Source organism: Sphingomonas sp., assembly GCF_019242355.1.
In the GTDB taxonomy this organism is placed as follows: domain Bacteria; phylum Pseudomonadota; class Alphaproteobacteria; order Sphingomonadales; family Sphingomonadaceae; genus Sphingomicrobium.
On record NZ_JAFAVR010000151.1, the window covers coordinates 1 to 13473 of the forward strand.

The window sequence follows — 13473 nt, forward strand, 5'->3', positions numbered from 1 at the left end:
GACCCCAAGCTTGCGCTCGTCCGCTTCGACGTCGAGGACGTGAAAATCTGGAAGAGCGACGTCGAGGGCTTCCTCAAACCCGCGCTCAACAAGCTTCTCGGCCGCAAGCCCGAGGCGGGAATGAAGGAAAAGGTGGCTGAGATCAGCCTTTAGGCGAGCGCCGCGGCCTGGTCCTTTGGCCTGCTGTCCATACGCTTGCCGATCGCGAGCTTCAGCACGAAGAAGGCGACCAGGCCGAACGCCGCGCAGGCAACGTGGATCAGCCAGAACGTCGTCGTGGGAAGCGTCGAATAGAAGCCGCCAACCCAGCCAACCATCGCGTTGGCAAGGAAGAAGGCGAGGTAATAAAGCCCGATCACCGTCGCGTTGATCTGCCTCGGCGCCAGCTTCGAGAACAGCGCGAGGCTGATCGGCAGGATGTGTGCGAAGCCGATGCTGTTCAGGACCTCGAACATCAACGGCCAGAACATGCTGATCTTGCCGCCTGCGGGCTCGGTCAGCGCACCCATGAACAGGCAAAGGCCGGCGCCAATGGAGAATAGGCTGCCGATCATCATCTTGCTGATCTCGTCGGGCTCGCGGTGCTTGAGACTCCAGAGTTTCCAGAAGGCCGCGACGACCACCAGGAAGGTGACGCTGACAACGGAATCGATTGTGATCAGCCAGCTGCTTGGGAAGGTCGTTCCGAACAGGCTGAGAGAGAAATGCTGGTCGCCCCAGGTGAGGTACACGTTGAAGATCTGCATGTTGGTGAGAAGCGCGATCGCAAGCACCGGGATCAGCACGACAACATAGGCGATCCGCACCCAGTCGGTGCGGTTGAGGGGCTCGCGCAGCGCCGGGTCGGCCTTCGGCGTGGCGAGCTCATGCCGCGGCAGATGCGGCCGGCCGGCGAGGTAGATCGCCATGCCTAGCACCATGACCACTCCGGCGCAGCCGAAGCCCCAGTGCCATCCCACCTTCTGTCCAAGGGTGCCGGCGATCGGCGAGGCTAGGATCACGCCGGCGTTGATGAAGATGTAGAACAACTGGAACGCGGTGGCGCGCCTCAGGTCGTTGGGCGCGTAAAGCGAGCCGACCTGGCTTGCGATATTGCCCTTGAACGCACCGACGCCGAGGACGAGCGCGAGAAGCGCGAACACGAACGCCCACTCGATCGCCATCAGGAAATGGCCGATGACCATCAGCACGCCGCCGATGAGCAAGGTGGCATCCCGTCCCAGCCACTTGTCGGCAATGAAGCCGCCGGCAATCGGGGTCAGGTAGACGAGCGACGCATAAGTGCCGAAGATCGCCGATGCGAGCGGCTGTCCGGTCAGGCCATGGTAGACGTGCGCCTGCAGCCAATCGAGCCCTACGACGCTGTGCATCCTTGCCGGCACCAGCAGGTAGTTGACCATGTAGAGCACCAGCAGCGTCTGCATGGAATAATAAGAGAAGCGCTCGCACGCCTCCGTGAAGCCGAGATAGCCGAGGCCTTTCGGATGGCCGAGGAAGGCGTGGTCGGAACGGTCGGCCTGCTCCAGGTCCGGCGTGGCTTCGGCGATGCTCATGACTGCACGTCTCCCCTCGCAGCTCCCGCGCCGGGCTAGCAGAGCATGCCGGGCCCGCAACAATTTTGTCCCCAAACGGCCGTTGGGACTTGTGTCAGGAAACGACGAGGCGTCTTACGACGTCATGAACGCCAAGATCCTGCTCCGCACCGCCGCTGCGGTCCTCCCGCTCCTCGCCGTCGCGGCCACACCGCCAGCCGTGACTCCGATGACCCCCGACGTCGTCGCGTCATACGATCAGGTGAAGCCCTGGGCCGACTTCGTCCGCCGCGAGGTGATGATCCCGATGCGCGACGGGACCAAGCTCTACACGGTCATTGTCATGAAAAAGGGGACACGCGGCGGCCCAATCCTGCTGACGCGCTCGCCCTACGACGCGCATGGCGACGCGTTCCGGACCAACAGCCAACGCGCCGACGACATCCTGCCGGCGATGTACAAGGAGTTCGTCGACGACGGCTACATCATCGCCATCCAGGACATCCGCGGGCTCCACCGGTCGGAAGGCACGTTCATCCTCACCCGGCCGATCGTCGGGCCGCTCAACAACTCGGGCATCGACGAGAGCACCGACGCCTATGACACGATCGACTGGCTGGTGAAGAACACGCCGGAATCGAACGGCCGCGTCGGCACGATCGGCTCCTCCTATCTCGGCTTCACGACCCTGATGAGCGAGATCAATCCGCATCCCGCACTGAAGGCCGCCGTGCCCGAAAGCCCGATGGTCGACACCTGGAAGGGCGACGACGATTTCCACAACGGCGCCTTCCGAGTGCCGTCCTACGACTATTTCCTGGTCATGAGCACCGGCAAGGCGGACGCGGGCGCCGCAATCGCGCGCGGGCAGGGCGATGACTACAGCGCATATCTCGAAAGCGGCTCTGCGGGCGATGTCTCGCGCAAGTGGGGCATCGAGAACGTTCCCTTCGTCCGCAAGGTCGAGGACAATCCCGCCTACACCGACTTCTGGTCGCTGCAGGCCGTCGACAAATGGTTCGCCGCGCGCCCGCTGACGGTGCCGACGATGCTCGAAGTCGGGCAGTGGGACCAGGAAGACAGCTATGGCGCTCCGGCCGTCTATCGCGCGCTCAAGGCGAAGTACGAGGGCACGGACCTCCTCCACCTGGTGATCGGGCCGTGGCGGCATTCGGGCGCCAACCATTATGGCTACGAGCTCGGCGACCTGACCTTCACCGGCGACACCGCGCGCGAGTGGCGGACGCGCTACATGAAGCCGTTCCTCGACCATTATCTCAAGGGCACGCCGGACCCGCACACGCCAAGCGTGCTGACCTATGCGACCGGCATCGACCGGTGGGAGGCAAGCCCGCGCTGGCCGATGGGGACGCCGACGCCGCTGTACCTGACGCCCGGCCAGGGGACGAGCTTCACTCGTCCGGCGAGCGCCGGCAGCGCCGGCTACATCTCGGACCCGGCGAACCCGGTGCCGTTCCTGCCGCGGCCGGTGAACATGGGCGACGAGAACCAGTGGCATGTCTGGCTGGTCCACGACCAGCGCTTCGTCGACGGCCGTCCCGATGTGCTGAGCTTCACGGGCGCGCCGCTGACCGCCCCGGTGCACATCATGGGTCAGCCCGAGGTCGACCTGTTCGCCTCGACGAGCGGCACCGACAGCGACTGGGTCGTGAAGCTGATCGACGTCTACCCGAACGACGCGCCCGAGGACCCCGTCCAGGGAGCGAAACCGAGCACGGCCGGCTACGAGCTGCCGATCGGCATCGACATCTTCCGTGGCAGGTACGTCCATGACCTCGCGCGCCCCGCGGCGCTGCGTCCGGGAAAGGTCGAGGAATATCGCTTCACGACGCCCAACGTCGATCACGTCTTCCTTCCGGGCCACCGCATCATGGTGCAGGTCCAGTCGAGCCTGTTTCCGCTCTACGACCGCAACCCGCAGACGTTCGTGCCGAACATCTTCTTCGCCAAGCCGGGCGATTACAGGGTGGCGCAGCAGCGCATCTATACCGGCGGCGCGACGCCGAGCGCGGTGTTCCTGCCGGTCGTCCCCCTAGTGGGGCCCGCCCCTGCTTATTGCTCGGGCGGGGTCTGCTGCTGACTGGCTTCCCGGGCTTCGCGCTTGGCCTGGTTGATCTCCTTGACCAGGCAGCCGGTATAGCCGCCGGGTCCGACCGGCGAGCAGCTCATGGTGCCGGTGTTCCCGGTCGCCATCAGGTCCTGCGCCTTGTTCGACCATGACTGGGTGACCTGCCGCGGACCGTCCGTGCGCTGGTTGCGTGGCAGGCGGTAACGCTCGGTCTCGGGCCGGTGCCGGCAGACGACGATCGCGCCATTGCTGTCGCGCGGGCAGGGATCGTTTCCGAACACGATGACTTCAGCCTGCGACTGCTGGGCCAGGGCCGGCGTCGGCATCATGGCTAGCGCGTCAAGGGCGATGGCGGCGCCGGCGCCAAGGGCAATGATGACCTTCATCTGTCGATCCTTCCAACTGTCCTAAGCGGCGAGCCTCGCCGCAAGTTCCTCAAATCCGCTTCGAAAGCGCGATGGCCGCCTTGCATCCCGCACGGATGGCGGCGGTCAGCACCGGATAGCCGACGGCATTTGCCGCTCCCGCGGCACGCGCCGTCTCGCGATGCTCAAGCTCCTCGGCCTGGAACTCCCGCACGTCCGCGGAAAGCTCCGGGTCATCCTCACCGATCTCGGTGAGCTGGCGCGCGTAATGCTTGTCGATCTCCGTCTCGACGGCGTCGGTGCAGGCAAGCGCCGCCTCTTCCGACATCAGCGCGGTCGCGGCGCCGAGCGCGAAGCCGGCGATGCTCCACAGCGGCTGAAGCGCGGTCGGGCGCACCCGCCGCTCGGCCATCAGCGCGTTGAACCGGTCGAGGTGCCGCTGCTCCTGCGCCGCCATCCGTGCAACGAGCTTGGCTTCCGGGCAGTTGCGTCGAAGCACCGCGAGCTGGCCGGCATAGATGCGTGTCGCGCCATATTCTCCGGCCTGGTCGACGCGGACCATCGCCGCGCGGTCCGCCCGGGCATCGCCAGGACGCCAGCGGCTCAAGCCCGGCGCTCCCGAAGCGCCAGCACCGCGATCAGCGCTGCCGCCGGCAGCGAGATGATCGCGTTCCAGCCGGCGAGCGAGATGCCGAGGAACGTCCATTGCACTTCGTCGCAACGGATGAGCGGCGCCTTCATGATCTGCTGGAACAGCTCCGCGGTCGTCTTGCCATGGGCCGTCGCGGTGCAGGTTGTCACGCCCTCGAAGATGTGGAGCTCGACCCCCGCATGATAGACCGCGATCGCGCCCGAGACTGCAATCGCCAGGGCCGCGAGCAGGACGAAGGTTCGCGACCGTCCGGAGCTTGCCGGCGCGGTGAACGCGATCAGCGCCGCGGCAATGCCGGCCATGTGGGCATAGCGCTGCCACCAGCACATCTCGCACGGGTAGAGACCGCCAAGATATTGTGATCCGAAGGCGCCGAGGACCAGCGCGGCCGGGACCAGCAGCGCGAGCAGGCGGGCGAGAGCCGGCGCATCGAGGCGCGAAGTCTCGCCCAGCGGAGCTGCGACGGCCTCTGCCACGGCTTGCCTAGCTGCCCTTCTTGGCGATGGCCGTCGCCGCCGGGATCGGGCCCTGGCCAGCGACGCGACGCACCGTGTTCAGCGCATAATAGAGCTGGAAGTCGTCGATGCCCTTTTTCTTGAGCTCGTCGGGCGTTGCGGTGAAACGCGGATCCGGCGTGGGATCGCTTTCCAGCAACTTGTCGTCGACCTTGGCCTGATTGAGCAGGTGACGTCGAAGATCCGCCTCGCGAGTGACCGGCCGATCCTTGTAGTCGGGGTCGGACAGCTGCGGCACCGCGATGTCGGGGTCGATCCCGCCCTCCTGCACCGAGCGGCCGGACGGGGTATAGTAGCGCGCGGTCGTCAGCCTCAGTGCCGTGCGGTCGCCAAGCATCTCAATCGACTGGACCGAGCCCTTGCCGAAGGTTCGCTCGCCCATGATCAGCGCGCGGCGGTGGTCCTGAAGGGCGCCGGCGACGATCTCCGAGGCCGAGGCGCTGCCGACGTCGGTGAGAACGACGACGGGCAGGCCGTGCGCCATGTCGCCGGGCTTTGCATAATATCGCTCGATGTCGTCCTTCTCGCGACCGCGCTGGGAGACGATCTCGCCGCTGTTGAGGAAGGCGTCGCTGACCTCGATCGCCTCGTCGAGCGAGCCGCCGGGGTTGGAGCGGAGGTCGACGACGTAGCCTAGCGGGTGCCCGCCCGTGGCCTTGTCGATGCCGGTCAGCGCCGCTTCCGTCGCGTCGCCGGTGCCGGCCGCGAACTGGTTGATGTTGATGTAGCCGACGCCGTCCTTGACCTCCCATTTCACCGGCCGGACCTTGATGTCCTCGCGCACCATGGTGACGTCGAACGGCTTGTCACGACCCTTGCGCACGATCGTCAGCTTGATCGGCGTGCCCGGCTTGCCGCGCATCTTCTCGACCGCCTCGTCCAGCGTGTAGTCGTAGATGAGCTCGCCGTTGATGTGGGTGATATAGTCGCCCGGCTTGATGCCCGCGCGCCACGCCGGCGTATCCTCGGTCGGAGCGATAACCTTCAGCGTCCCGTCTTCCATTCCGACCGACAGCCCGAGCCCCCCGTAGCTGCCGTCGATCAGCGTTTTCAGCTGGTCGTAATCCGCGCCCTCCGCATAGGAGGAATGCGGGTCGAGCGCCGACAGCATGCCGTCGATCGCGCCCTTGATCAGCGTATGGTCGTCGACCGGCACGACATAATGCTGCTTCACCTCCTTGTAGACGCTCATGAACTTCTCGAGCTCGGCGTAATTGGTCGTGTCGGCGGCAGCGAAGGAGCTCGCGGTCACCGGCACCAGCGCAAGCGCGCTGACGAGGGCGACGGAGGGGAGCAGGTTGCGGTACGAAATCATGACGGACGTCCTGTTGGCGGCACCGGACGATCTAGCCGCCTTCGGCGCCATTTGACAGCGGCTCAGATGAACCTGCGATGAGAGCGGGCGAGACGCGCGTCCCGCTGTGCGACAGTTCGACCTCGATCGGCCCGAGTGCTCGGCCGAGCGGCTCGCCGGCGGCGACCCGCGTTCCGGGCTGCAGGTTGGCCGCAACGCCGACGAGCAGGCTGGCCCAGCCGCCGCCGTGATCGATGATGACCACTCCGTCGTGACTCCGATATGGGCCGGAGAAACGGACTACCCCGCCCGCCGGAACGATGACGGCCGCGCCGCGCCCGGTGTGCAGCGTCAGGCCGCGCGAGCGCACGCCCGCTCCGTTGACCGCGCCAAGCCCTTCGACGACCGGCGCGACGGCGGGCAACTGATAGGCAAAGGGAGCGCGCGGCGATGGGCTCGCGGCCGCCCCCGGCCGCGGCGGCGCCGGATCGGCCGCGGCGACGGCGGATGCAAGCGCCCACGCCGAGCGCGAGCCGGCTTCCGCCCGTTGCAAGGTCGCGGCCTGCTCACCCGAGGCGAGCGCCGCATCGCCGGCCGTCAGCGATTGGCTGCTTGCGGAGCCTGCAAGCTGAAGCGAGCGCTGCTCCAGCGCCGCCAGCCGACGGCGCCGGTCCGTGAGCAAGATCCGGCTGCGTTCGAGATCCTCTCGCGCCGCGCTCGCCTGCCGCTCCAGCCGCGTGCTCTCACCGAGCTGCGCTGACAGGGCGGCGGCTCGGCGGCGGATCGCCGGCAGCGTTGCGCCGAGCAGGATGCGGATCCGAACCAGATCGTCGGTGCTGTGCTGGTCGGCAATCGCGAGGAGAGGGGGCCGCTGCGCCATCAGCGCAAGGCCGGCGAGCAAGGATGACACCGGCTGCTGCTCCTGCCGCAGCCGGGCGCGCTGGGCCGCGAGCCGGGCGGAGATGAGCCGCACCTGCGCATCTGCGCCCGTGATCTGCGCTTCTGATGCTTCCAGTGCCTGGACGGCCGCCAGTTGCTGCGCCTGCAGCTTCGCCGCCTGCCCCCGGGCCTCATCGGCGACATGAAGCAGCCGCGCCGACTGTGCCTCGGCCTCAGCCTGCTCCGCCTGGGCCTCCCTTAGCGTTTGATCGAGTTGCTGCGCGACGGGCTGCACCGGTCCGCTCGCCGCCAGCAGCAGCGGCGCCAGAAGTAACGGGAAGGCGGAGCGTGCCGCCACCTAGCCCGCGCGGTGATAAGGATGGTTGGCGAGGATCGAAGTCGCGCGGAAGAGTTGCTCGGCAAGCATCGCGCGCACCAGCAGGTGCGGCCAGGTCGCGGGGCCGAAGGACAAGAGCAGGTCTGCGCTCTGGCGCTGTTCCTCGGCATGGCCGTCCGCCCCGCCGATCAGGAACCGCGCCTCGCGCTTGCCGCCGTCGCGCCAGCGCTCGATCAGTGTTGCAAGCTCGCTCGAGGCAAGGGCCTTGCCGCGCTCGTCAAGCACGACCGTCACGCCATTGGTCGGGGGTGGTGGGCTGTCCTTGCCGCGGTCGGGAAGCTCGCTGACCTTCGTTGCCCAGTCGATGCGTTTCAGATAGCGGTCGACAAGGTCGGCTTCGGGTCCGCGGCCGATCTTTCCTCGAGCGACGATGTGCAGGAGCACGCCGCCGACGGTCAGGGATTGGTGGCGAGCGACGCGTCGCTGAACGGCCAGGTCAGCACCCGCGTGAAGCCGTCGTAAATGGTGCGCGCCGCCTCGGCGATGGTGCGCGGACGGTCGGACCCGCCGCGTGTGAAGATCGCGATCGCGATATGGTGGCCGTTGGGCATGGTGATGAAGCCGACATCATCGGCAAGGCCGTCCAGAGTGCCGGTCTTGTGCTCGACCGGCGTCCCCGCCGGAAGCATCCATTTCATGCGGTTCTTGCCGGTCGCGCACTGCGCCATCAGGCCGAGCAAGTAATTGCGGCTCTGGGGCTTGATCAGGTCGCCCTGGTAGATCCGCTTCAAGAGGTCGACCATCGCGATCGGCGTGCTTGAATCCCGGCGGTCGAACAGGTCGCGGTGAGCCGCAAGCAGCTGGGCGATGGTGCGATCGACGCGAACGCCCTTTACGCCATTGTCGCGAAGCCAGTTATGGACCGCATTGGGTCCGCCGTCGGCCCTCAGCAGGACGTCGGCAGCGCGGTTGTCGCTGTGGATCAGCATCTTCGCCATCAGCGAACGCACCGGCTCGCCATTGATCGTGTCGTCGAGCGACCGCATGCCGTGATCGACCTGACTGAGGTAAAGCGCCGCGATCGCGACCTTGACGGTGCTTGCCATCGGGAACGGCACGTCGCCCTTGACGCTCAAGGTCTCGCCCGTGGACAGGTCGAGAGCGGCGATGCCGACATCGGCGGACTTGTTGGCGACCAGATCCTGCAGCTGCATCTCGAGGCCGCTCAGCGACGGCGACGTCGCAGCAACAGACGTCGTCGGCTGCGCGAGCAGCGCCGCAAGGGACAGCAGAAAAACCAGTCGTCTCATCGATTTACCCACCCGCAGCAGCCGTGCGATCCGAATCGCCGAACGCCCACATTCGCTCCAGATTGTAAAAAGTTCTTACCTCTGGGCGGAACAGATGGATGATGACATCATCGGCATCGATCAAGACCCAGTCGGCCGCGGGGAGTCCTTCGATGCGCGGAGTGCGACCAACCGAGTCTTTTATGCGATCAGCAACCTTTGCCGCCATCGAAGCGACCTGCCGCGACGACCGTCCGGAGGCGATCACCATGTGGTCGGCGATGTTCGACTTGCCGGCCAGGGGGATGGAAACAACGTCGACCGCCTGGTCGTCGTCGAGCGATTTCAGGACGAGGCGGTGGAGGTCTTCGACGTCGATTGGAGTGCGGCCGGCATTGGCGGCGGCGGGCTCGGCGGGACGTTCGGTCAAGGGTTCTCCTGGCGGAAAATGGCAGCCATGGACCTTGCCGGCTGGCTGAGGTCTGAACGGCGATGCCAGTTGGGGTCAAGCGCGCGAATGGCGGTCGCGGAGGTGGAATCGGGCGGCAGGCGAAGGAACAAGATCGCCGGTGCACTCCACTCCGTCCACCGTCTCGCCTGGCTCTGCGGATGGACGAACCGCCTCAGCCAGCCCATCGCGCGCGCCGCGTGGGCAGCCCGATCATAACCCGGACGCGAAATGACCGCAATCGGCACCTGCCGCGCTAAGCCCCTCCAATCGCGCCATTTGTGAATATCTGGCAGCGTGTCGGACCCCATCAGCCAGATGAAGCGGTGGCGAGGGAAGCGGCGCTTCAGGCGCTTCACCGTGTCGATGGAATAGCGCGTGCCCTCCTGGCGTTCGAAGTCGCTCGCGCGCAACCGCGCCCGCCGGCTGACCCGTTGCGCCGATGCGAAGCGGGCCTCGAACGGCGCCATGTCGCTTGCGCCGGCCTTCAGCGGGTTGCCGGGCGAGACCAGCAGCCACACCTCGTCTAGCGCAAGCTCCCGCATCGCCGCGATGGCGATCCGCCGGTGTCCGCGGTGCGCCGGGTTGAACGAGCCGCCGAGGAGACCGATGCGCGCCATGGAGAGCGGCGCTAGCATGGGCGCTCCGCCCCGCCTACACTGTGGTGCGCAAGGGGGCGGCATGAGCGATGTCGAGGCGATTGGCGACGCATTGACCGGCGGCGTCGTCGCGCGCGCGGTCGAGCCCAAGGCCGGCGAGAGCGCCGACGGCCACACGCTCGAGCACAATTGCCTCAATTGCAAGGCGCCGCTCACCGGCCCTTTCTGCAACCAGTGCGGCCAGCAGGCTCATGTTCACCGAACGCTCGCCGCCTTCTTCCACGACTTCGCGCACGGCGTGCTTCATTTCGAAGGCAAGATCTGGCGCACCCTGCCTCTGCTTGCGTGGAAGCCGGGCGAGCTCACCCGCCGCTACATCGACGGACAAAGGGCGAGTTTCGTTTCGCCGGTGGCGCTGTTCCTGTTCTCCGTCTTCCTGATGTTCGCGGTTTTGAGCTGGACCGGCAATCTGAACCCAACTCTTGGCGCCAACCCCGACATCGTGTCGCAGCAGCGGGTTGATGAGCAGAAAATCGCCAAGCTGCAGCAGGAGCGGGCTTCGCGTGTCACCCAAAAGCTTCCGACGATGGACATCGACGCCGACATCCGCGACCGCCAGGAAGAGCTGCAGATGCTCCGCGACTTGCAGCAGCATGGTGTGACGACCGCCGTTCTAAACAAGAATTCGACGATCGACACGGATGTCCCATTCCTCAAGGAGGTGTTCCTGAAGGCCAAGGAGAACCCGGACCTTCTCCTCTACAAGCTCAAGAGCAACAGCTACAAATGGAGCTGGGCGCTGATCCCGCTCTCCGTGCCCTTCCTGTGGCTGCTGTTCCCATTCAGCCGCCGCTTCCGCCTTTACGACCACGTCGTCTTCGTGACCTATTCGCTGGCATTCATGACGTTGCTCATTGCGGCGGGCGGCCTGGTTTCGGCGATCGGGATTCCCGGCGTGATCGTGGCGACGGTCATCATCGCGCCAGTCCACATGTATCGGCAATTGCGCGGCGCCTATTCACTCGGGCGCTGGGGGGCGCTGTGGCGAACGACGGCGCTTGTCGTAATCGCCTTGTTCGTCCTCATTGCGTTCGTGGCGCTGATGGGAGTTCTCGGGGCCCTCGATTAAAAACCCTCCAGGAATGCGTCGATCGCGGCGACGGCTTCCGGCTCGTCGAGGTCGGGCGCATGGCCGACTCCCTCGACCAGCGCGACGCGCATGCCTGGCGCCTCCTCCTGCATCCGGTCCGCCGTTTCGGCGCTCAGCAGGTCGCTGCGCTCGCCCCGGATCAGCAGCAACGGCTTGGTACTGAGCGCCCGGAACAGCGGCCACATGTCGATCACCGGCGCCGGCCCGGCACCTGCAAGGGGAGCCGCGATCGCCATGTCATAGTCCATGCAGACCTCGGCCCCGTCCTCGCGGCAGGTGCGCCTCGCCATCCGCACCCAGTCCTCATGCGTGTAGCGCGCCGAGAAGCTGGCGTTGTTCGCTGCAAGCTGGCGCGCTGCGGCGTCCCAGTCGGGAAAGCGCACTGGCCGCCCGACATAGGAGCGGATCCTCTCAAGCCCCGCGCTTCCGAGCTCCGGGCCGACATCGTTGAGGATCGCTGCGGCGATGCGATGCGGCGCGACGGCTGCCATGCCCATGGTGACAAGCCCCCCGAGGGAGGTGCCGACGAAGATCGCCTCTGGAACGTCGAGGTGGTCGAGCAGGGCCGCGGTGTCGGCGATATAGGTCGGGGGGACGTAGCGCTGCGGCTGGTGATCGTAATCGCTGCGACCCCGTCCCCGGAACTCGAACGCGATCACGCGGAAGCGCGGCGAGTAACGCTCTGCCAGGTCGGCGAAGTCGCGAACGTTACGAGTGAGGCCCGGAAGACAGAGCAGCGGCGGCCTCGACGGATCGCCCGCATGGTCGCGATAATGAAGGCGCAGGCCGTCGGGAACGGTGAGATAGGCATCGCGGTCGTCTGTCATCGCCGGTTGGTGCGCACGAATGGCTTGCGTGGCAAGGCCGCGCGGAACAAGAGCGCGCTTGCTCATGGGGGATGATCATCTGAACGATGGCCGGATAGCGCGGCGGAGGACGGCGCGACGGGGCGTCCTTGCGCTGCTGCTGCTCGCCTACATTTTCAACTTCGTGGACCGGCAGGTGCTCGGGATCCTCGCCGCGCCGATCAAGGCGGACTTGCGCCTGACCGACACCGAGTTCGGGGCGATCGGCGGGCTGGCCTTTGCGTTGCTCTACTCGGCGCTCGGCGTTCCGCTCGCCATTGTGGCGGACCGAAGCAGCCGCAGCGGCGTCATCGCGGCCTCGCTCGCGGTCTGGAGCGCGTTCACTGCCCTGTGCGGAGCGGCGACCGGCTATTGGCAGCTGTTCCTCTGCCGTCTCGGCGTCGGAGTCGGTGAGGCCGGCGGAGTCGCGCCATCCTACGCGCTGATCGCCGACTATTTCCCACCGGAACGCCGCGCGCGGGCGCTCGCCATATATTCGCTCGGCGTGCCCATCGGCCTGTCGAGCGGAACGCTGATCGGCGCCTACCTCGCCTCGCTGATCGGATGGCGGAGCAGTTTCGTGATCCTCGGGCTGGCCGGGCTCATCCTCGCGCCCATCCTCCGCTTCGCCGTCCGCGACCTGCCGCGCCCGACGGCGCTCGCCCAGGCGCCGCTTCGGCAGGTCTTTCCGTTGCTGGCCCGCAAGCCGAGCTTCTGGCTGCTCGCCTCCGCCTCGTCGGCAAGTTCGCTGATCGGTTACGGCCTCGCGCTCTGGGTGCCGTCCGTGATGATGCGCAGCTTTCACCTCGACCTGCCGACGACCGGCAAGTTCCTCGCCTCGCTGCTACTGGTCGGCGGATCGATCGGCGTGTTCGCCGGCGGCTGGCTGGCCGATCGCCTCGGCGCCATGGATCGCAGCTGGTACGCGAGGCTTCCCGCGATCGCGTGGCTAGCCACCATTCCGCTCTATGCGGTCGGGCTGCTGACCTCCAACCTGTGGATCACCTGGTCGCTGCTGCTCGCCGCCAACGCCCTCAATATCCTGTGGCTGAGCCCGGTCAGCGCCGCGGTCCAGCACCTCGCGCCCCGGCACATGCGATCGACGGCGGCCGCGAGCTTCCTCCTGATCAACAACCTCATCGGTCTCGGCGCCGGTCCATTACTGATCGGCCGTCTGTCCGACGCGCTCAAGCAGAGCTATGGCGCCGACGCCCTGCGCAACGCGGCGGTCGGCTGCCTTGGCTTCTACCTTGTCGCGGGCCTTCTCGCGCTCGTTGCCGGGCCAAGGCTGCGCTCGGACTGGGTCGCCGACGAACCTTGACTTTGCGGGCTATCTCCGCTTGAGGAGCGCCGTCGGCGGGCCTTCGTGCTCGCCGCTCGCATTTAGGGGTGAGGGCGGTCCCCGAAGAACCGCCTGGCCGGGCTTACCTGATACGGAGCCCAGACGAACGAAAGGACAAGCATCATGCGCCATCGCGT

14 protein-coding genes are annotated in these 13473 nt (G+C 66.7%); 3 read left to right on the plus strand and 11 right to left on the minus strand.

Annotated features, from left to right (window positions below; all coding sequences use genetic code 11):
* Positions 1–149: 149 nt before the first annotated feature.
* Complete coding sequence (locus JOZ79_RS07450; protein ID WP_294072680.1) at positions 150–1553, minus strand: peptide MFS transporter; 1404 nt, start codon at positions 1551–1553, stop codon at positions 150–152.
* A 124-nt stretch (positions 1554–1677) separates the two neighbouring features.
* Here JOZ79_RS07450 and JOZ79_RS07455 point away from each other — a divergent pair, with 124 nt between their 5' ends.
* Positions 1678–3633, plus strand: coding sequence for a CocE/NonD family hydrolase (locus JOZ79_RS07455; protein ID WP_294072683.1), 1956 nt, complete (start codon positions 1678–1680; stop codon positions 3631–3633).
* Here the strand turns inward: JOZ79_RS07455 and JOZ79_RS07460 are convergent.
* The 9 genes from JOZ79_RS07460 to JOZ79_RS07500 are packed head-to-tail and all read right to left on the minus strand — an operon-like array spanning position 3606 to position 10020.
* Complete coding sequence (locus JOZ79_RS07460) at positions 3606–4007, minus strand: hypothetical protein (RefSeq protein ID WP_294072686.1); 402 nt, start codon at positions 4005–4007, stop codon at positions 3606–3608. The two genes, JOZ79_RS07455 and JOZ79_RS07460, sit on opposite strands and share 28 nt — an antisense overlap.
* Before the next feature lie 49 nt (positions 4008–4056).
* The gene (locus JOZ79_RS07465) at positions 4057–4548 is read right to left on the minus strand and encodes a demethoxyubiquinone hydroxylase family protein (protein WP_294072712.1); all 492 of its coding nucleotides are present in this window, start codon (positions 4546–4548) and stop codon (positions 4057–4059) included.
* A 41-nt stretch (positions 4549–4589) separates the two neighbouring features.
* Entirely contained in the window at positions 4590–5114 is a 525-nt protein-coding gene (locus JOZ79_RS07470) for a disulfide bond formation protein B (RefSeq protein WP_294072689.1), read from the minus strand.
* A gap of 7 nt (positions 5115–5121) precedes the next feature.
* A complete protein-coding gene (locus JOZ79_RS07475; protein ID WP_294072692.1) occupies positions 5122–6468 on the minus strand; it encodes a S41 family peptidase in 1347 nt (448 codons plus the stop codon).
* Between the two features lie 31 nt (positions 6469–6499).
* Complete coding sequence (locus JOZ79_RS07480; protein WP_294072695.1) at positions 6500–7684, minus strand: peptidoglycan DD-metalloendopeptidase family protein; 1185 nt, start codon at positions 7682–7684, stop codon at positions 6500–6502.
* Positions 7685–8107, minus strand: coding sequence for a 23S rRNA (pseudouridine(1915)-N(3))-methyltransferase RlmH (locus tag JOZ79_RS07485; RefSeq protein WP_294072698.1), 423 nt, complete (start codon positions 8105–8107; stop codon positions 7685–7687).
* An 11-nt stretch (positions 8108–8118) separates the two neighbouring features.
* On the minus strand, positions 8119–8973 hold the full coding sequence (locus JOZ79_RS07490; protein WP_294072701.1) for a serine hydrolase: 855 nt from the start codon (positions 8971–8973) through the stop codon (positions 8119–8121).
* 4 nt (positions 8974–8977) lie between these two features.
* Positions 8978–9331, minus strand: coding sequence for a ribosome silencing factor (rsfS, locus tag JOZ79_RS07495; protein ID WP_294072715.1), 354 nt, complete (start codon positions 9329–9331; stop codon positions 8978–8980).
* A 47-nt stretch (positions 9332–9378) separates the two neighbouring features.
* Positions 9379–10020: a nicotinate-nucleotide adenylyltransferase gene (locus tag JOZ79_RS07500; protein ID WP_294072704.1), complete on the minus strand. Its 642-nt coding sequence runs from the start codon at positions 10018–10020 to the stop codon at positions 9379–9381.
* A gap of 61 nt (positions 10021–10081) precedes the next feature.
* Between JOZ79_RS07500 and JOZ79_RS07505 the strand changes: the two genes are divergently transcribed.
* Complete coding sequence (locus JOZ79_RS07505; protein ID WP_294072707.1) at positions 10082–11128, plus strand: DUF3667 domain-containing protein; 1047 nt, start codon at positions 10082–10084, stop codon at positions 11126–11128.
* Here the strand turns inward: JOZ79_RS07505 and JOZ79_RS07510 are convergent.
* Positions 11125–12042, minus strand: coding sequence for an alpha/beta hydrolase (locus JOZ79_RS07510; protein WP_366514804.1), 918 nt, complete (start codon positions 12040–12042; stop codon positions 11125–11127). The two genes, JOZ79_RS07505 and JOZ79_RS07510, sit on opposite strands and share 4 nt — an antisense overlap.
* Between JOZ79_RS07510 and JOZ79_RS07515 the strand changes: the two genes are divergently transcribed.
* Complete coding sequence (locus JOZ79_RS07515) at positions 12041–13315, plus strand: MFS transporter (protein WP_294072709.1); 1275 nt, start codon at positions 12041–12043, stop codon at positions 13313–13315. The two genes, JOZ79_RS07510 and JOZ79_RS07515, sit on opposite strands and share 2 nt — an antisense overlap.
* Positions 13316–13473 lie beyond the last annotated feature (158 nt).